This is a genomic window from Nocardia sp. NPDC004278, from assembly GCF_053602975.1.
In genome coordinates this window covers 1-21,325 of record NZ_JBSGEQ010000025.1, presented here as the reverse complement: position 1 = coordinate 21,325, position 21,325 = coordinate 1, and the positions used below count along the sequence as shown (strand labels likewise).

Below are 21,325 nucleotides of genomic sequence, written 5' to 3'. Positions count from 1 at the left end.
CGGTATCAGGGCTGGCAGCGGATGCTGGCGGGTCGAGGGTTGGCGCGATTCAGGCGGCGCGAACCGTGGCAGGGACCGGCACGGCGCGACCGCGGGATCTGACTGGCGGCGGTCTCGCTGAGCGAGGCCACACGGGTTTCCGACGCCATGAAGATCGAGACGAGGAGCCAGACCGTGGTGACGATCGCGCTGATCACCAGGACACCGCTCGCGCCGAAGCTGCCCCTATCTCAGTGCTGAGGCGAGTTGCCCCGCATTAGTTTTCGTGCCAGACCGAACCGGGCTGTCTGGTCAATGTGCTGGCGATTCGCATCGGCCGTAACGTCGGCATAGCGCTCGACCACCCCTCTGAGTTCGTCGAACCCCATTCGTGTCGGCAGCACAAGTCGCGACAGGTCGAGGTCGCCGATGCCCAGTACCTGCCTGATCCTCGCCAAGACCACGCATCTTGACGAGCAACGCAGATGCAGGGTGAGGCCGTTCATCGCCTCCGCCGATGTCAGGTGGCCGGGATCGGCGTAGCAATCACCGATATTGGTGTTCACATGGGTCAACATCGCGGGATCGAGGTAGCCGGGCCGCAGTTCGTTCCCCATCGCGCTTCACCTCACCAGGTCCAACGCCATGTGCGACCTGGATTCAATGCTTCCGATATCTCCCACCGTGTGCACCCTTCTGTCTCGAATAGTGGTCATGGCCTGAAAAAGAGGTCTGCGTGCCGCGCTGATGGACTACACCTGCGGTCGCGACTTGGCCGCGACGATCGTCAGCTCGGCGACGAGTTCCAATAGAAAGCGCAAAGCCGCCGATGAACGGCCCGCCGGACGAGGAGAGCGTCAGCTTCTTGTGGAACTTCGTGAGCGGCGCATCGTCGATGAGGTGGCCGGTACTTGACATCTGGTGCTCCTGGATCGGGGCGGAGGCTTGACGTCCGATGGATGCAAGCTCCGACCCAGGATCACCCATCCGGGCGCGCTCTGACGAGTCAGCTAACGCGCAAATCCGGTGCGCACGCTTTGAGCGATCGCACAACGCATGTTGCCGTGGAATGAGGCAGATTGCGAGCACGGTGGTCACTATCGCCGGGCTAGTGGCGATCCCGCACCTGCGGCTCGACGGGTACTCCGGTGCCGACGCAGCTATCCACTGTCGCCGGAGACCGTCGCCTACCCGGTTAGTTTCCCATTGCCTCGGCATGCAGCAGCCTCCATCCCTGTCACGGATCGAAGCTGCCCTGAAACTGTGGCGGTTCAAGTAGATTCGGGCGCTGTGGTGGACGACTCCCTCGAGCGCAACCCCACCCGTTCGGGCGAAATATCTGTTCAAATAGCCCGGTGGTGTATCGCATTTCGAAAGGAACCATGACGTCAACCAAGTGGCGGGTCGCCGGAACGGCCGGCGCCGCAATGGCATCCGTGGCGGCGGTGATGATCCCGGCGGCAACCAGCTCGGCCGCGCCGGCGCCATGTGCCGCGGAGGCGCTGAACCTGAGCACCCGCGAGCGGCCGTCCGACTCGCCCGGCCAGAGTCGGCTGGAGGTCGTTATGACCAACACCTCCACGCAAAGCTGTTCGGTGCAGGGATTCCCGGGCATCGACCTCGTAGGCCCGGCGGATCCGACCTTCGGGCCGACCTACCAGCTGCCCCGCCAGGCCGCGGATCCCGCACCACTGACGGTGGAACCGGGCGCCGCGGTGAGCAGCGTGCTCACCTACCTGCCGGGAAGCCAGGACGGCTGGGTCCCGGCGACGATCGTCGTCACCCCGCCGGATACCACCACCCAGCTGCAGGCGCCGTGGCCAGCGGGCGTGAGCGTGCAGCGCCAGGACGGCGCCACCCACCCGGGCACCTACATCGGCCCGCTGCAACCCGCGTCCTGAATCACCCGTTCTGCCGCCGCGCCGACCCGGTCGGCGCGGCGGTTCATCGTCGCAGGGCGACCCGGCAGCTCTTTCGCGAACCGGCTCGGCACAGGACCCCGGTAAGGCCCCGTCGCCTGCCGGTCGCTGCCGCCACCTGGCGCGGCAGCGACCTACCGCTGGAAGCCGTCTTGTAGCTGCTGCTCCAACACGTCCACGGAACCGGCCGGCACCATCGCATTGGCGGCCGGTTTCCACAGGCGGGCTGACCAGTGGGCGAGGGAATCCCGCTCATCGGTGACGTGCCGACACCGCTCAGTCCACCGGACGCGTCAGCATCGTTCTCGATCCGGAAACTCCCCGAGATGCTCGTCGGCAGTGCGGTGGTCACGCCACGACCGAAGATAGCGACAGAATCCGATGATGTCGTCGAAGTTGCTGACCGGGCCCAGCGAGATGCGCAATGCACCGCCGGTGGGTAAACCGATGGCTCGTCGGTAATCTTCGACCGTATGCAGGTCCGCCCGCATCGTGCCGACCCGAATCAGGTCTGCTGGCTCGAGTTCGAATATCGTCTCGCCGACTCCCGGGTTGCAGAAACAGCCAGCACGCAAGGCGATCCCACGCGCTACCGCGCGGTCTTCGGCCACCCGCTCGTCGACGATGTTGCCGTCCATATCCAGCAGGTTGAACGCGATCGTCGGGCCTCTTCCCCGGGTGTCGGTGGGGCCGTACAGTGCACACACAGGCATGCCATTGCTGTGGCGCAGCCTCGACATCTCACCGAGCAGGAATTCCATCAGACACTGCACGCGTGTTCTGACCGCGTTGCGATCGAGAGTCTGTTGCACGTAGTCCAGGCCGATCGTCACACCGAGTGCACCCAGAAAATCAGGTGTCCCGTCCTCGAAACTATCGGGGGGTTCGGCGCTCGCGTGCCAGCCACCCAGCGCACTCGAGGCGACGACGGTGCCGCCGGAGAACCAAGGACGGCGCAGCTGCGTAAGCGCGTCGTTCCTGGCGATCAGGCATCCGAGCCCGGTCGGCCAGCCGACGATCTTGTAGTAGGACAACGGTACGAAGTCGGGCTTGTACCTGGTGAGATCCAGATCTGAGATCGCCGCGTATGCAGCAGCGTCGAGAAGTACCTGCCAGCCGCGGGCATGGGCTTCGGGTATCCATTCGAGTGGATGTTGGACACCGGAGAAGTTGCTCTGCGCTGGATACGCAAATAGCGCGGGCGCCTTCTCAGCCTGGTCCAACGCGTCGACCACGGCAGAGAGATCGGCGCGGAGATCTGACCGGAGGCCAATCGTTTCCGTTGTCGCTCCACGAGCACGTGCGTACTCGCGGATACCGAGCACAGAATTGTGATTGTCGCGGAGTAGCGCCAGACGGGCTCCCGGCTGGAACGGAAACGATTCACCGACGAGCCGAAGAGCGCCCGTGGCATTCGCCGTGAAGATAACCGAATACTCGTCGGGATCGGCGTTCACGAATCGCAGTGTCGCCTGGCGAGCGCGCCTGATCGCTTCGGTGGATCGCCGTGACGGAACGCTCGCAGAGTGCGGATTTCCCCAGATCTCGTTGCCCATGGCACGCTGATACGCGCGAAGCTGTGATCGGCTGGGGAGGCCACTTCCCGTGTAGTCCAGATAGATCAGGCCCTGCTCATCGAGTTGACGGAAGTCGTCAGCGCGGATGCGATCGAGATGTCGTGTCCCCTGATAGGCGGGGTACGACCTCGAGAACCTTTCGAAGCTCACATCCCTGTGTTGTGTAACGGTCATACTCGGTCCACATCGCGTGTCGTCGAAATAGATTCCCCACCATCATGATCGAGCAGTCGATGCCCGGCGGGCAAGTACCCGGATTTCGGCCGACCCCGCGATTACCGTCGTGACCGGTCAGCGGTCGGTGATGGACGTGTTGCGGATCGACGGTAGTGGTGCGGCGCCGATGGCAGCGAGGCCGGCGAGCCCGATGAGCACAAGCGCGGTGTGATGCAGTGCGGTGACCGGACCCTGGTGGGCGGCGGTGGTGGCGTAGAGCACGGCGACGGCGCCGACGCCGAACGAGCCGGCGATGCGTTGGCAGATGTTGAACAGCGTGTTGGCGTCGGCGAGCTCCTCGCTGCGCATCGGTGCCAGCATCACGGTCAGCAGGGGGGTGATGACCAGTCCGATCGCAGCGGCACGGGCGGCGAGGATGGCGGCGGTGACCGCGATCGGGGTGTGCGTGTCGATCCCCAGCAGCGCGACGCTGGCGACGGCGAGCACGATGAATCCGCCGAGGACGGTGACGCGGACGCTGACTCGCGTGAGCACCCGTTGCCCGACGACGGTGGCGATGCCGGTGACGATTCCTTGGGGCAGCATCGCCACCCCGGTGGCCAGCGCTGAATACCCCTGTGCGGTTTGCAGGAACACCGGCAGCAGGAACACCGCGGTGTAGGTGATGACCGACGCGGCGACACACAACAGCAACGCCAGCACCGCGCGACCGTGCCGGGCCAGCGCGAGATCGAGCGCGGGATACTCACGGCGACCGGCCCACCACACATACACCGCGAGCAGAATCGCACCGCCGACCCCAGGCACCCACATAGCGGGCTCCGACCACGAGTGCGTGCCGAGCCCGCTGATGCCGTAGAGCAGCAACGTCAACCCGGCGGCGAGCAACCCGAGCCCGAGCGGGTCGAACCTGACGCCGACGCTGCGGCCCGGCGCCAGCCCGGCCGGAATCCGCCACGTCGCGGCCACCGCAAACGCGGCGATCGGAATGTTGATCGCGAAGATAGCGCGCCAGCCGAGACTCCCGATCAGGGCGCCGCCGATACTGGGACCCAGCGCCGGACCGAGGAACAACATGATCCCGGCGGCCGGCGACATCGAGCGTGTCGGGTCGCCGGAGCCGAGCAGCATGCTCATTGCCAGCGGCACCAGCGGCGCACCAAGGATGCCTTGACATACCCGCGCCCCGATCAGCAGCTCGATCGTCGGCGCGAAGGTGCACGCGAGCGAGGCGAGCGTGAACCCGATCAGACTCGCCCGGTACACGGTCAGCGTGCCGAATCGCCGCGCCGGAAACGACGTTGCGGCCAGCCCGGTGCCGATCGCGAGCAGATACCCGGTGATCGTCCACCCGACCGTCGGCAGAGGTGCGTGCAGTTCTGTCGCGATCGGCGCGACCGCGACGTTGACGATGCTGGAATCGACCATCGACAACAACGGTCCGGCCAGCAGCGCGTACTGCACGACCGGCCCGAGCCGCGGGGTCGATGCAGCCGTGACCGGCGCCGGTGAGGCGGCGGACATTACTCGCCCTCCGGCACGACCGGTGCCGACATCGCCTGCGTCCGAAGCTGGTCGAGCCACTCGCATTCGGCCTGGCAGCGGCGCAACAGTTCAACGGTCACCCGAGCTCCCCATGTCTCACCCGCTCCCCGCTCCGCCAACCCGGCCAGCAACTCTGCGCGCTGCTGCACCGCAGCGTGACGTGCGTCGAGCACCGCCACCCGGTCGCTCGGGTCGAGCATCGCGAACTGCGACAGTCGGGTCAGGAACTCCGCGTCGTCCCCGGCATCCCCGGGTGGCAACTCCGCCAGCATGTCGCCCAACAACTCCCGCCCGACCGCGGTGATCGTGTAGACGTGCCGCGGCGGCCGGCCCGGCTGCTGTTGCGAGGTCTTGGTCACCGCACCGGCATCCTCGAATCGCCGCAACGCCGGATACAACGCGTTGTTGTTCAACACCACCCCGGTGTTGGCCTCCACGTGCTTGCGCAGCTCGTACCCGTGTGCGGACCCGCGCATGAGGTGACGCAATACCAGGATCTCTACATACGACACATAGTCCAGTTTAACCTAGGTTCTAATGGACGAATAGGGTTGTGGCCAACAGAGAGCCAATTCCACTGGACGACAACAACTGTGGTCAGCGGTGCAAACCCCCGAATCGACGGTGTGGCCACCTACACCGGTCAGTCGGCGCGGCGGTCATAGGCGGCTCGGGCACGAGCGTGGGCGGTCGTCAGGAGTTCTTTGGCCATCGCTTCGGTTCCACTCGCCGGGTTGACCACCGCTAGCCAGCCGGCGCTGGCGTAAATGGGGTGCGGGATCCAGGTGTCGGGTTTGCTCGCGTCGGTGGGGTGGTCGGCGGTGTCGCGCGGGGTGTGGCCGAGTTGGCGGGTGAAGGCGTCGCGGCCGGGGTTGATGTTGAGGCGGAAGACGCCGGGGCGGTCCAGGTTCGAGGTCGTGTCGTCGGGGTAGTTCCCGGTCACGATGGTCGCGAAGGGCTGGGTTCGGGTGGGGACCTGGCCATCCGGGGCGTAGTAGAAGAACTTGTCGCCCCAGGCGATCTCCGGGAAGCCGCTGCCCGGGCCGGGGGCCAGTGTCAGGACGCCGCCCAGGGATTCGATGAACTCGATGATCTCGTCGATTTCCATGAGTTCTATCGTCGTATTGAAGTGCTGGTGGAGGGTTGGACATCGAATGCCGAGGTGAGCCAGTGGGAAGTCCCAACTCCGGGTCGTTGCGCACCGCCGATGTCGCACGCCTGTCGGGGTATTCGGTCCAGCAGATCCGCAATCTCGAACGTGACGAGGTATTGCCGCCGACGACCCGTACCCCAACCGGATACCGGGTCTACCACCAGATTCATATCGTGTCGGCGCGGGCCTATCACGCTCTCGCGATGGGCGTCGGGCCGGTCGAGGCCAAAATCATTGTGCGCGCGGCACACCGGGACCCGCCCGCCGTCATGCTGGCGCTCCTGGATGCCGCGCACGCCACACTCGACACCGAGCGCCGCGACCTCGAGGCCACCCGGGCCGCGGTGCGCAACATCAGGGAAGAACCGATCACCGATGTGCGCGTCTCGGATTCGATGACCATCTCCGAATTGGCCGACGCCCTCGGCATCCGCCCCTCGACATTGCGACACTGGGACGCAGAGGGTTTGGTGACCCCTGGCCGCGGCGAAACCCGCGACGCCCGCACCTACGCACCCGCCGACGTCCGGGATGCGCGCGTCATCTACCAGCTCCGCCGCGCCGGTTACGGCATCCCCGCCCTCCGCCTGCTGCTGCCCGAACTGCGGGACGCCCGGCGCTGGAGCGACGTGCTGACCCGCCTGGCCACCCGCGACGCGAACATCGAATCCCGCTCACGTGCCCTGCTCACGGCCGCTGCCGAACTGCACACCCTCCTCACCCTGCGCTTCGAGTGCATGATTTGACCATCGGTCATTGCTCGTGTCGCTGCCGTGTAGCTGACGCAGCGCTTCGGTGAAGCCTGGGGTGCGGTCGCCGAGAGGACCGAAGAAGTCGCGGTCGCAAGCTTCGACCGCGCCGATGGCCCGGTTGACCAGGGCTGCACCGGATTCGGTGGGGATCAGGGATTTGGCGCGACGGTCGGTGGGGTGGTCGCGGCGTTCCAGGAGGCGCTTTTGTTCCAGGGTGCGCAGCACCTGGGAGGTCATCATGGGGTCGGCGGCGGCGTGGTCGGCGACGTCGCGCTGGGTGACCGGCTTGCCGGCCGATCGGCCGGCGAGCCAGGTCAGGGCGGCCAACAGCACGAACTGGACATGCGTGAGACCGAAAGGGCTCAGCGCTGCGCGGTGTGCGGCCCGCCAGCGGTTGGTCACCCGCCAGAGCAACAGACCGAGGCTTTCATCGGCATGGTCGAATCTGCTGCGAGCTATCTCCCAAGCCGCCATTGGCCGACCATGACGGGGGAGACGACGGCGAGCCGGTACTCGGTGCTCATACCAGCACCGCCTCGGCGGCGGCGACCAGCGCGTCGAGATCGCCCGGCAGCGACTTGGCGAGATTACCGCCCATGATCTTGTTCCACAGCCCGCGCAGCGGACCGTCCATGGCGATACGGACGGTGACGGTCGTGCGCTCACCGTCGGTGGTGACCTGGTGGGCGAAGATCAGCCGTGCGCCGATCAGCTTGGACGAGTCGATGAATTCGGTGTCGGTGAGCTTGGTGACGACGAACTTGGTCTTGGGACCACCCTTGGGCTTGATGACGCCGGTCGCGCCCTGCTCGAACTTGCCGTCGAGCTTGGCCCATTCGGTGTCCTGGTTCCACTCGTGCCAGGTGGCCATGTCGGCCCACTTGGCGAAGAAGGCGGCGGGGGTGGCGGTCGAGGTGGCGGTGGCTTCTGCGATCTGCGTCATGTAATTAGTATGCGCGCTTATTATCTTGGCTGTCAACTCTTGATCTTGGATTGGCTTCCCGGGCGACATCGATCGGGCCACAACCGACCCCACGCTGAGACAGCGTCGGTCAGTCGTATTTGCGGTCCCAGCCGACGCGCATGCTCGGTCGAAGACATGGCAGGGGAGCGGAATTGCCTTGTCGCAGAGACGAATCCGCGCCGATGTCCGCCTCTCGCAGTGGGACTGCGGTTGCAAGCGGTCGGCCCAAGTTCCTCGGACATGGAGAGTTCGATCGAATTCTGAGCGAAAGGCCTGCGTGGGAGTCTCATTGGAGATCCCGCCATCGAATCGTCATGTCGCCTTCCGTTTTCGAGCTGGCGCGTGCAGGCCGTGCCGCCGCGCCGGAACCGACACCAGACCGGCCCGAGCGAAATCCCCCAAAGGTCCACTGAAGGAACAACTCTGGCGGCAGATGGCAGTTGATCCCCACGCAGATCGCGACCGCACCCACCGACGGCAGTTCCCTTGGAACCGTTGACTGCGGTAATCGCATACGTGCGGTAATCGCATACGAAAGGTCCTGCAGGGGACAGCAGCTGTACCCAACAGGACCTCTGTCGCGGAATTCGTGCTGACAGTGCCCCGGAACTAACGACACCGGTCAGCGATTGTCAGGCCTGCTGCCGCGGCGGCGTCTGCAGCGTTGCCGTGGGCCGCCGCCCCAGTCGTGGAGATCAGGCGCTGTGCGCGCTTGCCTGTAGAGCGCGGATGATGGCGATGTCGATGCCGAGTTGGGTGGCGAAATCGGCGGTATCCCAGTAGGACCGGATCCGGTCGATTCGGCCCTCGTCGTCGAAATGATAGAACGAAACCATGTCCAGGCTATAGGGTCGCCCGCCCGGCTCCAGTTGAGCAGCGGCTCCCTCGGGTATGACCACGGTGCCGGTCTCGGTGAATTCCGTTGCGGCGGTGTCGCCTTCGACAACGATGCGCTGGACGGTCTGCTGTACGTCCGGGATCACCGTGTCGAGCACCCTCGCCCACACCGGTCGCAGCTGCTCTTTGCCGCGGATGGGCTCGGGGCTGGTCGGGAACCGCACGGTCACGTTATCGGCCAGTGTCGCCAGCAGGGTTTCGAGGTCGTGGTCGCTGTAGGCACGGAAGTGTCGGCGAAGGGTTTCGGTGTGGTTCATCGGATTCTCTCTGTTATCAGGGCTCGACCCGGCGGTGGGTCGGACACAAGCAGAGTATGTGGCAGATGTGTCATTTGGCAAGAATGACAAAAGGCAGCTGTGCCTTTTTGCGCGTATGCCACAGATTGCTACCCTGGTTCCGTGGTGGCAGATGACGGCGAGACCAGCCTGAGAGCCCGCAAGCGCAGGCGTACGCAGGACACGATCGCGGACTGCGCACTACGGTTGTTCGAGGAAAAGGGCTACGACGCAGTCACTGTCGAAGAAATCGCCGCCGCGGCCGACGTCGCACCGCGCACCTTCTACCGCTACTTCCCCGCCAAGGAAGATGTGATCCTCGGCAATCCCGACGGGCGCGCTGCATCTGCCGCCGCCCTGTCCCAGCGGCATCCGGGGGAATCCGACGCCGAGTTCATCACACGAGCAATGCTCGCCGGCCTGATCGCAGGCGATCCCGAACGCACCGCACGCTCGTACCGCTTGATCCAATCGGTGCCTGCCTTGCAGGCCCGAATGTTTCGCCTGATGTGGGGCAGCGATCAGCAGCAGTTCGTCGATGCCTTGTTGGCGGGAACCGAACAGACCCGTGATGCCGAATTGCGGGCGCGGGTCATCGCCCATGCCGTCAGCGACACTCTCAGGATCGCAGCGACTTGGTGGCTGCAGGGGCACCAGACAGGCACCCTTGCCGATGCATGCGGCAAAGCCATGTCCTACCTGTCTGAAGCAGTCGACCGCTGATACCAGATCTTCGGCTGCTTCCGGACTGCTCCATCGGATCGAGCCAAACGGTCAGGCGGTCATCTGATGAACAGACCACCAACGATCCTCCTCAGCACGAAAACCCCTGTCTCAGTGGATGCTCCAACCACGACCGGGGTCGACAATGGCTTAGCAAGTGCCGCAGCTCTCAGCGCACAACACCGCGCTGACTGTTACCGACGTTGGTGGGCACGGTAGGCCCGCGGTCTGGCTGGACGGCTCCTGCGCCACCCACCGGCCCCGGCGGCCCGTGGTCGCCGAACTCGGAACCGAGTGGCGGCACATCACCTACGACGAACGGTGTGGCTCCCACGCGGGCGGAGGCGCTGGCGCTGCTGGCGGGTTCGGAACCACTGATCGACGTGATCGCCGCGGGTTCACGGGTGCGGCGTGAGTTCTTCGGGATGCGAGTCAAGCTGAACACGATCGTGAACATGAAAAGCGGTTTGTGTCCCGAAGATTGCGGCTACTGCTCCCAGCGCCTCGGTTCGGAATCGGAGGTACTCGAGTACTCATGGATTTCACCGGACAAGGCAGCGCAGATCGCCGACCACGCGATACGCGCGGGCGCGAAACGTGTCTGCCTCGTCGCCAGCGGGCGGGGACCCGGCGAGCGCGACATCACTCGGATCGAAAACACCATCGCCGCAATCAAAGCCGACTATCCGAACGTCGAGATCTGTGCATGCCTCGGCTTGCTGAACGAGGGGCAGGCCGAACGGCTTGCGGCGGCGGGCGCACACGCCTACAGCCACAACCTCAACACTGCTGAAGCCCGCTACTCCGAAATCTGCACGACCCACACCTTCGCTGATCGCGTGGACACACTCGCGCGCGCCAGCGCGGCCGGATTGTCTGCGTGCTCGGGGGCGATCTTCGGCATGGGCGAATCCGATGAGGACATCGTCGATGTGGCGATCGCGCTGCGCGAACTCGACCCGGACTCGGTGCCGGTGAATTTTCTGATTCCGTTCGAGGGAACCCCACTGGGCAACCGGTGGGACCTTAGTCCGGAGCGCTGTATCCGCATCCTCGCGCTGTTCCGGTTCTTCTTCCCAGACGTCGAGGTACGTCTTGCCGGCGGTCGCGAGATCCACCTCCGCAGCCTGCAGCCGTTGGCGCTGCACCTCGCCAACTCGATCTTTCTGGGCGACTACCTGACCAGCGAAGGCCAGCCCGGCGTCGACGACCGCCAGATGATCACCGATGCCGGATTCACCGTCGAAGGCGCAAACGAGCAGACACTCCCACAGCCTCGCCACGACCTCGTGGCACTCCGTCGACGGGGCGCCGGAACGGACCTGCCAGCCAACGCCTGAAACGATGCCCCTTCGATAGTGCGGCTCGGGCCAGCTTCTCGCGGGTACCTCAATCAATTCTTCAGTGTGCGAACCATATTCACCAGCATCTCGGCTGCTGCCTTGATGGTCGATTCGTTGTCGGAATTGAATATGAATGTGCCTGTCCATCGATCGATGGTGGCCTTCAACGTTATAGAAGGTCCTGCGGTGCTGGTGGACGAATGTTGATCAGATGGTACTTCCTGAACGGGAACACCATCGATTGTCCACGTTCTGGTTGTACCAGGGTTCGAGTGTTCGGGCGTCCGCGAGTAATCCATGCCAACCGCAGTGACTACAACCGGGGAAACGTTGGTAAGCCAGCACAGGTCGCCGTGACCGAGTTTCCGGTCCATGGGTGGCGAACCTGGTCCCTCCGGCCTGACCTCCAGCTTTTGAGCGTGAAACGTGTTGGTCACGAACTCCTTTGGAAAGTTGCACAGGTCTTGCATGGTGTGCGTACTTTCCGGCTCCCGGTGGGTAATCGAGTTGGGGAGCAGGCTGCAACTCGAGAGCGCGACCACCGACGATCCGGTCAGTACGAGCCGCACCCCTATTCTGCCTGCCATGAGTCTCCTTCGGAGTCCGAGTCGAACTTTGTCGATGCGCTTTGCGGCCACTTGTTTCCGAGGAAACCTTTCGCGTTGTCCGTGGCGGAGGAAATATTGTTGATGGCGTCCTGTTCGGTCTTCAATGCCGTTGTCAGCGTCTGCATGTAGGTCACCACATTGTCGATGACCGTCTTGAGGAGATCGATCGCGCTGGACACGCCCTCGGTGAAAGAGACGACGCTGGCGATCTTGGCGACCGCGGCGCCGAAACTCGTCAGAAAGCTGACCAGCTGTTTGACGACATCGGTGTAGTAGGTCCACGCCGCATTGGATACTGCAACAAGGCTTTTGTTGAGGGTGTCGCAGATCGACTTCGCGGTGTCCATGGCCGTGTCCTGGACCGTGCGCGCTCCGGCGTACTTCAGCGCGGAGCTGCCCTTCCAATACCCGCTGAGGTTGCCGTTGACGACCTCTTCGTTCTGCGCGGCGCCGATCTGTGACTTCAGTTTCAGCCAGTCACCGCTGGTATTGAGCAGGGCGATGGGAGCTCTCAGCGCTTCAATAGCCTTCGCCAGCTTGTCCAGCAGTTCCTGGATCTTGTCCTTGATCTCCTGCTTGTGCTCGCTCATGTAGCCGGTGAAATCGTCGCCGGTCATCGAACCGTACGCGTACCCCACAGCGGCACCGATGACCCCGAACAGGGCGCCGCCTTCCGCTGCGGCGGCATCGGATGCCAGTTCGTCGAACGCGGCGTCCACCGCGGCCGGCTGGTTCTTCAGCTTTTCGATTTGCTTGGAGAAATCGTCCAGGACCGTACTGATTTCATCGAGTGTTTTATCACCCATCAGTTTCCCCCGCCGTTGTTGCTTATTTGACTCGCCCAGCCCTGGTCGTGATTTTCGTACACGGTGGCAATATGGTTCAGCACATTGCTGATGGACTTGGCCTCAGCGCCGCCTTCGGTCAGTCTGTCGTGCAGGAATTGCGCGGCGGAAACCTGTGCGTCCCATACGGCCTGAAACACCGACCAGCTGATTTCTTTATTGCAGTCGTGCAGTTCCTGCGCCTTGGTGACGGCAGTCGTAAGATCGTCGCTCGCCGTCGACCACGCCTTCGCCGTGTCACGCAGTTGAGCCAGATCGACCTGGAAGTTCGTCATCGGTTCCTCGTCAGAGATGCGTAGTACTCGCGAACCTCTTGGGCCAGTTCGTCATCGGTGCGGTGGGCCCACGAACCTTCGTCCGGGACCTTTGGCCGCCACTGCCGAATCCGGTCGGCGCAGGCGATGATGTCGTACCCGATATAGGACGGCTCGGTCCTCGCCGCCCAGCGCGGATCGATGGTGATCGCCGAGATGCGGCCGAGTCCCGCGGTGACCGACATCGAGGGGAATCCGAAGTCGGTTACGGGTCCGTGTGCCGTGAATTCCTCGTGCCAGTACAGCACTCGTTCCAGTGCCTCGTACTCGGCGAGCGACCTGGCGTTCAGCAGGGTGATCAGCTCCGCGCGCCGTGGCAGGCGCGCGGTGAGTGCGGTGTAGTTGCCGGTGCGGGTGATGGGGGCGTCGTGGTAGAGCGCCGCCACCCAGTATCCCGTCATCGCGGCGGCCGAGACCTCGCTCGGATCGAGTCGGCTCCACAGATTCCCGCTGACTTGGACTTGAACGGGAAGGCGCCCATCATCAAGAGTCATCTCGAATAGCCCCGCCCCGATCACATGATGAGACATGTGTTCGCTTCCTTGCAGTTACCGGACCCGCGGCAGTTACCCAACCCGCAGACCTGACAAACCTGACGCGCGGACCCCCCGACGGGCAGTGTATGCCCGCGTTTCGCGGACTCCTGACCCTAACCGGACGCTCCAACGGACGCAACGGATTCCATTTCGAACCTCCACCCTCAGATCCGGGTTCATCACACAACGAGCGGAGCTCCGCATTCAGCCGGGCCGGGGTGCTGAACTACGGTTCGGCACGCCACGGGCAACCGTAGTGTGGTAGACCTCGAGTTCGCCGGCTATGCCCACCGGCCGCTGAGAAAGCTCTGTAAACAAACCGGCTGTGGGACAGCAGATCTCGCGTATACGGCAAAGGATTTCGCAATAGGCGCGATTCGCGCAGGGGCAGCAAGAATCACTATGCAAGGCCGGTCCGCTCCGATGCGGGTGCCGAGCCCCAGCATGCGACCCAGATGCGGATGTGCCAACGATGACCAGCCACCGTCTGGCGGTGCAGCAACCCTGACGGCACCGCCGGACGACACGGCCAGGGCGGGGTTCACGGATCATGGGCCGGCCTGCGAATTGCCGCAGTTACTGGGGCAGACCAGCTGCGGCGACCGAGCCCCGGCACCTTCGTGTCCGCCCTAGTGTTCACGCACCTATCACCGGCAACTTAGTGTCCCCTGATAACACTTTGGATGCTTCCGGCTATGGTTAGCATCACCTAACGCCGCATCTGGGCGTTTAGCCGGAAGGACCTGTGATGAACGGACGCTTTGGCAGCATGCCGACGCGTAAGACACTGCTGCGTGTGTCGGCTCTCGGCGCGGCGCTGGTGGTCGCGGCGGCGTGCAGCAATACGAAGTCGGACGATGACGACGTCAAGGCGCTCGACGGCAATCACTTCGCCCAGATAAATATCGCCTCCAACAAGGCGGCGGACAAGGCGCAGTTCACCTTTCCCGATTTCATCAACGCCTGGGGCATCGCCGATCGTCCGAAGGGCGCCGGCGGCCACTTCTGGGTCGGCGCGGGCGGCAACTCCTACCAGTTCGTCGGTGACGTCACCAAGTCGCCGGATGCCAAGTACCAGAAGATGTTCCAGGATCCGCTCAAGCTGGTGAAGATCCCCGGTGCGGACTCCATTCCGGACGAGGACGGCGACGACAGCGAAGGCAAGACCACCGGCGTTGTCTTCAACCCCGCGCCCATCACCTCCGACATCTTCGTGGTGAAGGACCAGCCCGTCACGGTCGATGGCAAGGAGCAGAAGCTCACCGGCTCTTCGCGATTCATCTTCGCCGCCGACTCGGGAAAGATCTCCGCCTGGACCGAGCAGGGCGCGGGCGGTGAGATCGTGCGCCACGACGGCCCGGCCATCCTCGAATTCGACGGCACCGCACAGGGCATGAAGTTCAAGGGCATCGCCCTGGACCCGTCCGGCGCCAAGCTGCTGGCCGCCGACTTCGGCTCCGACCCGCAGGTGCGCACCTTCGACAAGGACTGGAAGCTGGTGCCCACCACCGGTTTCGTCAACCCCTTCGCCACCGGTGACGCTGTCGACCCGGCCGACGCATCGAAGGGTAAGAAGGTCAAGATCGGCGACCCGGCCCCGTTCAACGTGGCCACCATCGGCAACCGCGTCTTCATCACCTACGCCGTCACCCAGGCCGATGAGAACAACAAGACCAAGATCCGCGCGGGCGAAGAGGACAAGCTCGACAAGGATCAGGAGAAGAAGGCCGCCAACAAGGCCGAGAAGGGCCAGGTCGCCGAGTTCGACAAGGACGGCAAGCTGATCCGAACCTTCGACGCCGACGGCCGCCTCAACGCCCCCTGGGCCGTCACCATCGCCCCACCCGGCTTCGGCCCGCTCAGCGGCAAGCTCCTGATCGGCAACTTCGGCGGCGCGGGCCACATCCTCGCCCTCGACGACACCTCCGGCAAATTCGTCGACTACCTGCGCGACGCCGACGGCAAGCCCGCCGAGATCGACGGCCTGTGGGGCCTGATGTTCGGCAACGGCGAGAGCCTCGGCGACGCCGACGCCCTCTACTTCACCGCCGGCCCGGATGACGAGAAGAACGGCCTGTTCGGCAGCCTCCGTCTGAAGTAGTCCGCCCCGTCAATATGTATGGCCCCGAGTCGATTCCGGCTCGGGGCCAGCATCAGCCGCTCCGGCAGCACCAACGTGGCGGGTCTGTTCATGGGTCCACCAGCGGTGGCAGCCTTTGCACCTGCGGTACGTGCACCACGGCAGCGACGAACTGATCCGACACCGCCCCCGCGCCCGGCCAGGAAATTCGGGTCTGGTGCTGCCAGGGGCCGGTACTGGAGTACTGCTGACTCGTGTATCCAGCGGCGGCGGCGGTCAGGCCCGCAACGCCGAGTAGGCCCGCATTTGCAGGGTCAGTCGAATTCGGCCTGGAGCAGATCGGTGAACACCCCGATCGGATCGTGCCAGTCGCCGTGAGCCCAGTCGGCGTTGACATTGGCGACGAGGACGTGGCGGCCCTCGCGGGTGCCGTATGTGTACGTCCACGAACCGAACAGCGCGCCACCCATACCCCATAACGTGACGCCGGAGGGCAGGGTCACCGAGGAGATGCCGAGGCCGTAGCCGGTGTGCGCGATCCAATTCTTGGTGGGGACGGTTCGGAACATCTGGGCCTGTTCGGCGGGGCGGAGGAGCTGGCCGCCGAGCAGTGCCGCGAAGAAGCGGTGCAGGTCACCGACGGTGGAGATCATGCCGCCCGCCGCGCCGAACATGGAGACATCCAGCTCGGTCGCGTCGTGGATCGCGGCGTCGGGGCTCGAGTCGAACAGCTTTGTGTAGTGGCGGGAGTGGGGTCCCTCGATGGCGGGGTCGCTGCCGTGGGGCAGGGAGGTCGCGGTGAGGGCAAGCGGCTCGATGATGCGGCGACGGAGCTCGTCGTGTAAGGATGCGCCGGTCGCCGCCTCGATGAGCAGTCCGGCAAGGATGTAGTTGGTGTTGCTATAACCCCAATCCATGCCCACCGTGAAGGTGGGCGGGTGCGCGACAGCGATATCGACGAGTACCGCCGGGGAGTGGGTTTCGTAGCGGTTCAACGCTTCTCGGTCGTCGGTGTAGTTGAACAGGCCGCTGGTGTGGTTCAGCAACTGCCGGACGGTGATCGCGTCACCGTCATTGCTGTTGCCTCGCACCACATTCGGCAGCCACCGGTGCACGGTGTCGTCGAGGCTCAGGAGGCCCTCGCCCGCGAGCTGCAGCAGCATGGTGGCCACGAAGGTTTTGGTGGTGCTGCCGATACGAAACCGGTGCTGCGGCAGGCGCGGTCGCCCGGTGGCGGTGTCGGCGACACCCGCTGTGCCGAACCATTGCCGTTCACCGTCGCGTACCTCTATGAGGATCCCGGGCACACCGCCTTCGGTCACCGCCCGATCGAGCATGTCTTGGATGGCGATGGGAGCCTTCGTTTTCGTCATATCCATTCCTTCTCGTTCGTCTGCGCGCCGTCACGAAAGCTACGTCGCGTTTCCCAGGTCATCAAGTGTGCGCGAGTGGCTTTACACCCTTTCACCTGTGATCATTCGCGAATCATTGCAATAGCGGTGACCAGAAACGCAACGACTCGTTGCAATGACTGGGAGGGTTAACGCACACTGAACCCGACCCCGATCCGGAAGGAAGGACGCACCGATGCCCGGAGGCAGGCTGACCGAGCAGGACCGCAGGCATATCGCCTCCGGACTCGCGGCCGGACTCGATTACGCCGAGATCGCCCGGCGGATGGGCAGACCCACGTCGACCGTCACCCGCGAAGTGGCGCGCAACGGTGGACCGGGCGGCTACCGGGCCGACCTTGCGCAGCGAGCCACTCGACGGCGAGCCCGCCGACGCATAGCGACTGCGCCGCAGCCACTTTCGGAGGCAGCCTTCGGGCGTGACGACGAGACAGTGCGTGAATTCGCTGAACAGTTCGCGGCATTGATGGTCGATTCCGGCCTACCGCGGATGGCGGCCCGCGTGCTGGCGTTGCTGTTCACCACCGATTCGGGCGGCGCAACGGCGGCCGAACTCGCCCAACGGTTGCGGGTGAGTCCCGCGTCGATTTCGAAGGCCGTCGCCTACCTCGACGGGCTCGGGGTGATCCGCCGTGCCCGGGAGGGGCGGCGCGAACGCTACGTCGTCGACGACGAGGTGTGGTTCGAGGCATGGTCCGACAGCGCCCGCACGACCAACCGGTGGGCGCAGGCCGCCGAGCGCGGAGCCGAAATCTTCGGCGCGACAACGCCGGTCGGTGTGCGACTCGAACATATGGGCCTGTTCTTCGCCCGACTCGGACGCGATATCGCGGGTGGTCCCGTCGATACCGCGGCGGGCGAGCACGCGCTCACCGTCATCGCCGCGCTCGTGCACGCGGGCACGCCGCTCACCCCGGAGCGGCTTGCCGCCGCGCTGGATTGGCCCCTCGACCGGGTGACTTCGGCGCTGCACGACGCCCGCCGCCACCCCGACCTCGCGGACCCAGTCGCCGTGCGCGGCAACGAGGCCGGAGCCTACTATGTGGTCGCACGGACCGATCGCCTCACCACGGCCCAGCGCCGAAGCCTCAGCGGGAACACGTCGTAGACCGCGGTGACGAGGTCCTGGGGGCGACGGATTGGTCTGGGTGCCGTTCGCCGCTGACGCACTCGCTGTCCACGAGGCAATACCGGATGGGTGTGTGGTGGATCCGCAGCCACCAGGTCTGCGGCGATCTCGCGGTATCGCGCGGCGAATGAATCGGCCGGATTCCACACCAGGGCATAGCGGATTCGCGGCCGGTGGGGGTGTAGCGATGACTGCCCAGCACCGGAAGTACTGGCTATGGGAAAGTCGCGTTCAGCCGGATTCCTCGGCCTCACCAGTGCGCGAACGCATCTGCCGGGCCGGCGGATTCCGAAACCGGTGAGTCGCGGGGGCCGGTGGCCAGCGCGTCGGCGATTCCGAGTGGGGTTCGGCGGCGCGAGGCACACCATGTCGAGCACAGCCTTGGCGAATATGCGGATATTCCGGTCTCGTATGGCGGATGTTTCGATACATGCCACGTCATAGCCTCCGGTATACCGGTCGAAGCTCGACACCCACGGGCCGAAACCTCCACACGCACACCGAATCCCGCCAGAGCTTGGGGCCGCATGATCACAACTCCGCCTACTGGTCCGAAACCGTCCCGCCATGAGAGGCCGCGGACCCTGCCGTGACGCCGTCTCGAGCCTGATCCGGCCCTCTCCGAGCGGAATCGTCCATCACCCCGTCTCGGCCGCCGAATACAACAACGGTCGACAGCTCATCGGTGCACCTGCGCCCGAGGTCCCCAGTTGGTTCGCGAAAGTCTATCAAATTCGTGCCGGGGCCAGAAATAGGTACTCGGAGTACTGTTCCGGCAACCAGGCGAATAATGGTGATGGCGATATGCTATCGATTCGCTGGGATAGCAAGATGGAATTGCCGTTTCGGAATGACTGCAGATCTGCTCGATCATCTCACGGTTACAATTCCAAAAGTATCGTGATGTTTGCGTTAATATCGCGTTCATCGGTGGCGGTCGTTCCCACCGCGACATTATATTCGACCCGCCAGGCGCTGGATCTGGAGGTTCATCCGTTCGTCGGAAACGGTTGTATAGAATGCGCCGAAAGAGGGCGATGGACGCCGATTCGACGGATAATGCCTGGTAACAACGCCGCCTAGAGTGGATCGCTGTTCTTCCTGGTGACGAGTGACGTTTCGGCGTGCATTCATGTTGCAACGATTGGCAGTGCAACCGGATTTGCATCGACGATGCTGATGCCTGGTGTGAGCGCGACGCTGTTTCCGGGTTGACGACGGCAGATCTTTCGGCCTGCCCAACGGCCATCTTCCCGCCAAATATAGCCGATAGAAGAAGCGTCAACAAAAAGATCGCCCATCGGTTGCGAGAACCCGACAAGGCTGGCAGGCTACTGGCTGAGCGAGTTGCTCGGCGGCTACTCGAAGCAATTCGAGGGCCGGCCTAGCGAGAAGAGATGTCGAGTGAGTACTGATTTCAGTGTCGGGGCGGGGGATGTATGCCGCTGGTCGCGGGTGTCGAGTGTGCTGATACCGACGGTGTCGTCGCGGGCTTACCTTTCACCGCGGTAGAGGGAAGCGTTCGCATGGACTACGTTTCGGTAGCCATCGAGCACCGCGTGCCTGCTGAGACGCGCTTTCGAGCCGTCGTCCACCACGGACTGTCGGAAGTAACAGAGCTCGCTACCGAAGGGCGTCGCGTATCGGGCACCGTCCGGTCTGCGGGAGTGAATCCTCGACACGAGAGTTCTCTGGACCCGACACGGTCGACCGGCTATCGATGGCCGAAAGTCTGCCGACACGCTGCGCGCCCGCGGTGGCCGAGCTGACGAGACATTACGCAGCGAACTGGCTCTCGCTGGCCGACTCGTTGAGTCGCCGCGTCCGCACCGACCCCTGACCGAAACCTGACGGTAGCGCACTGCGCCCGTGTCGCCGCTCGCGACACCGGGCTCCTTCGTCAACCCCGAAATACCTGGATGTGACACGTGGACAAAAGCACTGGCGATTCATCCGATCGCATGTTGGAGTACCTGAAAAAGGTCACTGTCGAGCTCATGACGACGCGCGACGATCTGACGCAGCTGCGGGAGAAGATCGACGAGCCGATTGCCATCGTGGGCATGAGCTGTCGCTACCCGGGCGGTATCGAATCGCCGGAACAGCTGTGGGATCTGGTCGCCTCGGGTGCGGATGCCGTCGGTGAGTTTCCGCTGGACCGGGGTTGGGACGTGGCAGGGCTGTTCGATCCCGACCCCGACCGGTTCGGGAAGGTTTACACGCGCGAGGGCGGCTTCCTGCGCGGTGTCGGGGATTTCGATGCCGGGTTCTTCGGTATCGGTCCGCGTGAGGCGTCGGCGATGGATCCGCAGCAGCGGTTGCTGCTGGAGGCGTCGTGGGAAGCGTTGGAGGACGCGGGAATCGATCCGGCGACACTGCGGGGCAGCGACACCGGCGTCATGGCCGGAGTGATGTACGCGGACTACGAGCACACGGCCAGAGCGGCGGGTCCGGTGGCCGAGGGCTACGCCGGTACCGGTTCGGCGGGCAGTGTCGTCTCGGGCCGGGTGTCGTACACGTTGGGTCTGGAAGGCCCTGCGGTGACGGTGGATACGGCATGTTCGTCGTCGCTGGTCGCGATCCATCTGGCCTGTCAGGCGCTGCGGCGCGGGGAAACGTCGCTGGTGCTGGCGGGTGGGGTGACGGTGATGTCGACCCCGTTCCTGTTCATCGAGTTCTCCCGGCAGCGTGGGTTGTCGCGGGATGGGCGGTGTAAGGCGTTTTCGGCGTCGGCCGATGGTGTGGGCTGGGCCGAGGGTGTCGGTGTGCTGGTGTTGGAGCGGCTCTCGGATGCGAAGCGGTTGGGACACAACGTGCTTGCCGTGATCCGGGGTTCGGCGGTGAATCAGGACGGCGCTTCGAATGGGTTGTCGGCGCCGAACGGTCCGTCACAGGAGCGCGTGATCGCGGCAGCATTGCAGGCCGCGGGCTTGAGTCCGGCGGATGTGGACGCGGTCGAGGCGCACGGCACCGGTACGACGCTGGGTGATCCGATCGAGGCACAGGCGTTGATCGCGGCGTATGGGCAGGGCCGTGCGGAGCCGTTGCGGATCGGTTCGTTGAAGTCGAATATCGGGCATTCGCAGGCGGCTGCGGG

The 21,325-nt window shown here is 64.5% G+C and carries 22 protein-coding genes; 7 read left to right on the top strand and 15 right to left on the bottom strand.

The window, feature by feature from the left end; genetic code table 11:
* Positions 1 to 5 precede the first annotated feature (5 nt).
* From ACWEO2_RS30935 to ACWEO2_RS30925, 3 genes are read right to left on the bottom strand one after another with little or no spacing between them, the layout of a single operon-like run.
* A complete protein-coding gene (locus ACWEO2_RS30935; protein ID WP_452408563.1) occupies positions 6 to 197 on the bottom strand; it encodes a hypothetical protein in 192 nt (63 codons plus the stop codon).
* Between the two features lie 33 nt (positions 198 to 230).
* On the bottom strand, positions 231 to 596 hold the full coding sequence (locus tag ACWEO2_RS30930; protein ID WP_452408562.1) for a hypothetical protein: 366 nt from the start codon (positions 594 to 596) through the stop codon (positions 231 to 233).
* A gap of 43 nt (positions 597 to 639) precedes the next feature.
* Positions 640 to 897 (bottom strand): hypothetical protein, encoded by a 258-nt coding sequence (locus tag ACWEO2_RS30925; RefSeq protein WP_452408651.1) that lies wholly within the window; start codon positions 895 to 897, stop codon positions 640 to 642.
* A 464-nt stretch (positions 898 to 1,361) separates the two neighbouring features.
* Between ACWEO2_RS30925 and ACWEO2_RS30920 the strand changes: the two genes are divergently transcribed.
* Positions 1,362 to 1,880 carry a DUF4232 domain-containing protein gene (locus ACWEO2_RS30920; RefSeq protein ID WP_452408561.1) on the top strand — a complete coding sequence of 173 codons (519 nt, stop codon included), beginning with the start codon at positions 1,362 to 1,364 and terminating at the stop codon, positions 1,878 to 1,880.
* Between the two features lie 311 nt (positions 1,881 to 2,191).
* Here the strand turns inward: ACWEO2_RS30920 and ACWEO2_RS30915 are convergent, their stop codons facing one another.
* The 4 genes from ACWEO2_RS30915 to ACWEO2_RS30900 all read right to left on the bottom strand — a co-directional run bounded on the left by ACWEO2_RS30915 (position 2,192) and on the right by ACWEO2_RS30900 (position 6,305).
* Complete coding sequence (locus tag ACWEO2_RS30915) at positions 2,192 to 3,649, bottom strand: aminotransferase class V-fold PLP-dependent enzyme (protein ID WP_452408560.1); 1,458 nt, start codon at positions 3,647 to 3,649, stop codon at positions 2,192 to 2,194.
* A gap of 117 nt (positions 3,650 to 3,766) precedes the next feature.
* Positions 3,767 to 5,176: a DHA2 family efflux MFS transporter permease subunit gene (locus tag ACWEO2_RS30910; RefSeq protein WP_452408559.1), complete on the bottom strand. Its 1,410-nt coding sequence runs from the start codon at positions 5,174 to 5,176 to the stop codon at positions 3,767 to 3,769.
* A complete protein-coding gene (locus tag ACWEO2_RS30905) occupies positions 5,176 to 5,709 on the bottom strand; it encodes a PadR family transcriptional regulator (protein WP_452408558.1) in 534 nt (177 codons plus the stop codon). The genes ACWEO2_RS30910 and ACWEO2_RS30905 overlap by 1 nt, the downstream gene beginning before the upstream one ends.
* A 131-nt stretch (positions 5,710 to 5,840) precedes the next feature.
* Positions 5,841 to 6,305 carry a DUF6194 family protein gene (locus ACWEO2_RS30900; protein WP_452408557.1) on the bottom strand — a complete coding sequence of 155 codons (465 nt, stop codon included), beginning with the start codon at positions 6,303 to 6,305 and terminating at the stop codon, positions 5,841 to 5,843.
* 62 nt (positions 6,306 to 6,367) lie between these two features.
* On the opposite strand from ACWEO2_RS30900, the gene ACWEO2_RS30895 reads away from it, so the two are divergent.
* Positions 6,368 to 7,096, top strand: coding sequence for a MerR family transcriptional regulator (locus ACWEO2_RS30895; protein WP_452408556.1), 729 nt, complete (start codon positions 6,368 to 6,370; stop codon positions 7,094 to 7,096).
* On the opposite strand, the gene ACWEO2_RS30890 is transcribed toward ACWEO2_RS30895, so the two are convergent.
* The 3 genes from ACWEO2_RS30890 to ACWEO2_RS30880 form a co-directional block, all read right to left on the bottom strand.
* Positions 7,025 to 7,576 (bottom strand): MarR family winged helix-turn-helix transcriptional regulator, encoded by a 552-nt coding sequence (locus tag ACWEO2_RS30890; RefSeq protein WP_452408555.1) that lies wholly within the window; start codon positions 7,574 to 7,576, stop codon positions 7,025 to 7,027. The genes ACWEO2_RS30895 and ACWEO2_RS30890 overlap by 72 nt on opposite strands.
* A 46-nt stretch (positions 7,577 to 7,622) precedes the next feature.
* Entirely contained in the window at positions 7,623 to 8,045 is a 423-nt protein-coding gene (locus ACWEO2_RS30885; RefSeq protein WP_452408554.1) for an SRPBCC family protein, read from the bottom strand.
* A 716-nt stretch (positions 8,046 to 8,761) separates the two neighbouring features.
* Positions 8,762 to 9,220 (bottom strand): nuclear transport factor 2 family protein, encoded by a 459-nt coding sequence (locus ACWEO2_RS30880; protein ID WP_452408553.1) that lies wholly within the window; start codon positions 9,218 to 9,220, stop codon positions 8,762 to 8,764.
* Positions 9,221 to 9,361: 141 nt separating this feature from the next.
* Between ACWEO2_RS30880 and ACWEO2_RS30875 the strand changes: the two genes are divergently transcribed.
* Both ACWEO2_RS30875 and bioB read left to right on the top strand, forming a co-directional pair.
* The gene (locus ACWEO2_RS30875; RefSeq protein WP_452408552.1) at positions 9,362 to 9,961 is read left to right on the top strand and encodes a TetR family transcriptional regulator; all 600 of its coding nucleotides are present in this window, start codon (positions 9,362 to 9,364) and stop codon (positions 9,959 to 9,961) included.
* Positions 9,962 to 10,284: 323 nt separating this feature from the next.
* Positions 10,285 to 11,301, top strand: a complete 1,017-nt coding sequence (bioB, locus tag ACWEO2_RS30870; RefSeq protein ID WP_452408551.1) for a biotin synthase BioB — start codon at positions 10,285 to 10,287, stop codon at positions 11,299 to 11,301.
* Between the two features lie 53 nt (positions 11,302 to 11,354).
* Here bioB and ACWEO2_RS30865 read toward each other — a convergent pair whose 3' ends face one another.
* The 4 genes from ACWEO2_RS30865 to ACWEO2_RS30850 form a co-directional block, all read right to left on the bottom strand.
* The gene (locus ACWEO2_RS30865; protein ID WP_452408550.1) at positions 11,355 to 11,741 is read right to left on the bottom strand and encodes a hypothetical protein; all 387 of its coding nucleotides are present in this window, start codon (positions 11,739 to 11,741) and stop codon (positions 11,355 to 11,357) included.
* A 134-nt stretch (positions 11,742 to 11,875) separates the two neighbouring features.
* Positions 11,876 to 12,718, bottom strand: a complete 843-nt coding sequence (locus ACWEO2_RS30860) for a hypothetical protein (protein WP_355188156.1) — start codon at positions 12,716 to 12,718, stop codon at positions 11,876 to 11,878.
* The gene (locus ACWEO2_RS30855) at positions 12,718 to 13,032 is read right to left on the bottom strand and encodes a type VII secretion target (protein WP_452408549.1); all 315 of its coding nucleotides are present in this window, start codon (positions 13,030 to 13,032) and stop codon (positions 12,718 to 12,720) included. Before ACWEO2_RS30855 ends, ACWEO2_RS30860 begins: the two co-directional genes overlap by 1 nt.
* Entirely contained in the window at positions 13,029 to 13,565 is a 537-nt protein-coding gene (locus tag ACWEO2_RS30850) for a hypothetical protein (RefSeq protein ID WP_452408548.1), read from the bottom strand. Before ACWEO2_RS30850 ends, ACWEO2_RS30855 begins: the two co-directional genes overlap by 4 nt.
* A gap of 790 nt (positions 13,566 to 14,355) precedes the next feature.
* Between ACWEO2_RS30850 and ACWEO2_RS30845 the strand changes: the two genes are divergently transcribed.
* A complete protein-coding gene (locus ACWEO2_RS30845; RefSeq protein WP_452408547.1) occupies positions 14,356 to 15,708 on the top strand; it encodes a TIGR03118 family protein in 1,353 nt (450 codons plus the stop codon).
* Between the two features lie 293 nt (positions 15,709 to 16,001).
* On the opposite strand, the gene ACWEO2_RS30840 is transcribed toward ACWEO2_RS30845, so the two are convergent.
* The gene (locus ACWEO2_RS30840; RefSeq protein ID WP_452408546.1) at positions 16,002 to 17,060 is read right to left on the bottom strand and encodes a serine hydrolase domain-containing protein; all 1,059 of its coding nucleotides are present in this window, start codon (positions 17,058 to 17,060) and stop codon (positions 16,002 to 16,004) included.
* Positions 17,061 to 17,274: 214 nt separating this feature from the next.
* On the opposite strand from ACWEO2_RS30840, the gene ACWEO2_RS30835 reads away from it, so the two are divergent.
* Together ACWEO2_RS30835 and ACWEO2_RS30830 are read left to right on the top strand one after the other, a co-directional pair.
* Positions 17,275 to 18,207 (top strand): helix-turn-helix domain-containing protein, encoded by a 933-nt coding sequence (locus ACWEO2_RS30835; protein ID WP_452408545.1) that lies wholly within the window; start codon positions 17,275 to 17,277, stop codon positions 18,205 to 18,207.
* Positions 18,208 to 20,189: 1,982 nt separating this feature from the next.
* The coding region (locus ACWEO2_RS30830) for a beta-ketoacyl synthase N-terminal-like domain-containing protein (protein ID WP_452408646.1) at positions 20,190 to 21,325 on the top strand (1,136 nt) is incomplete at its 3' end.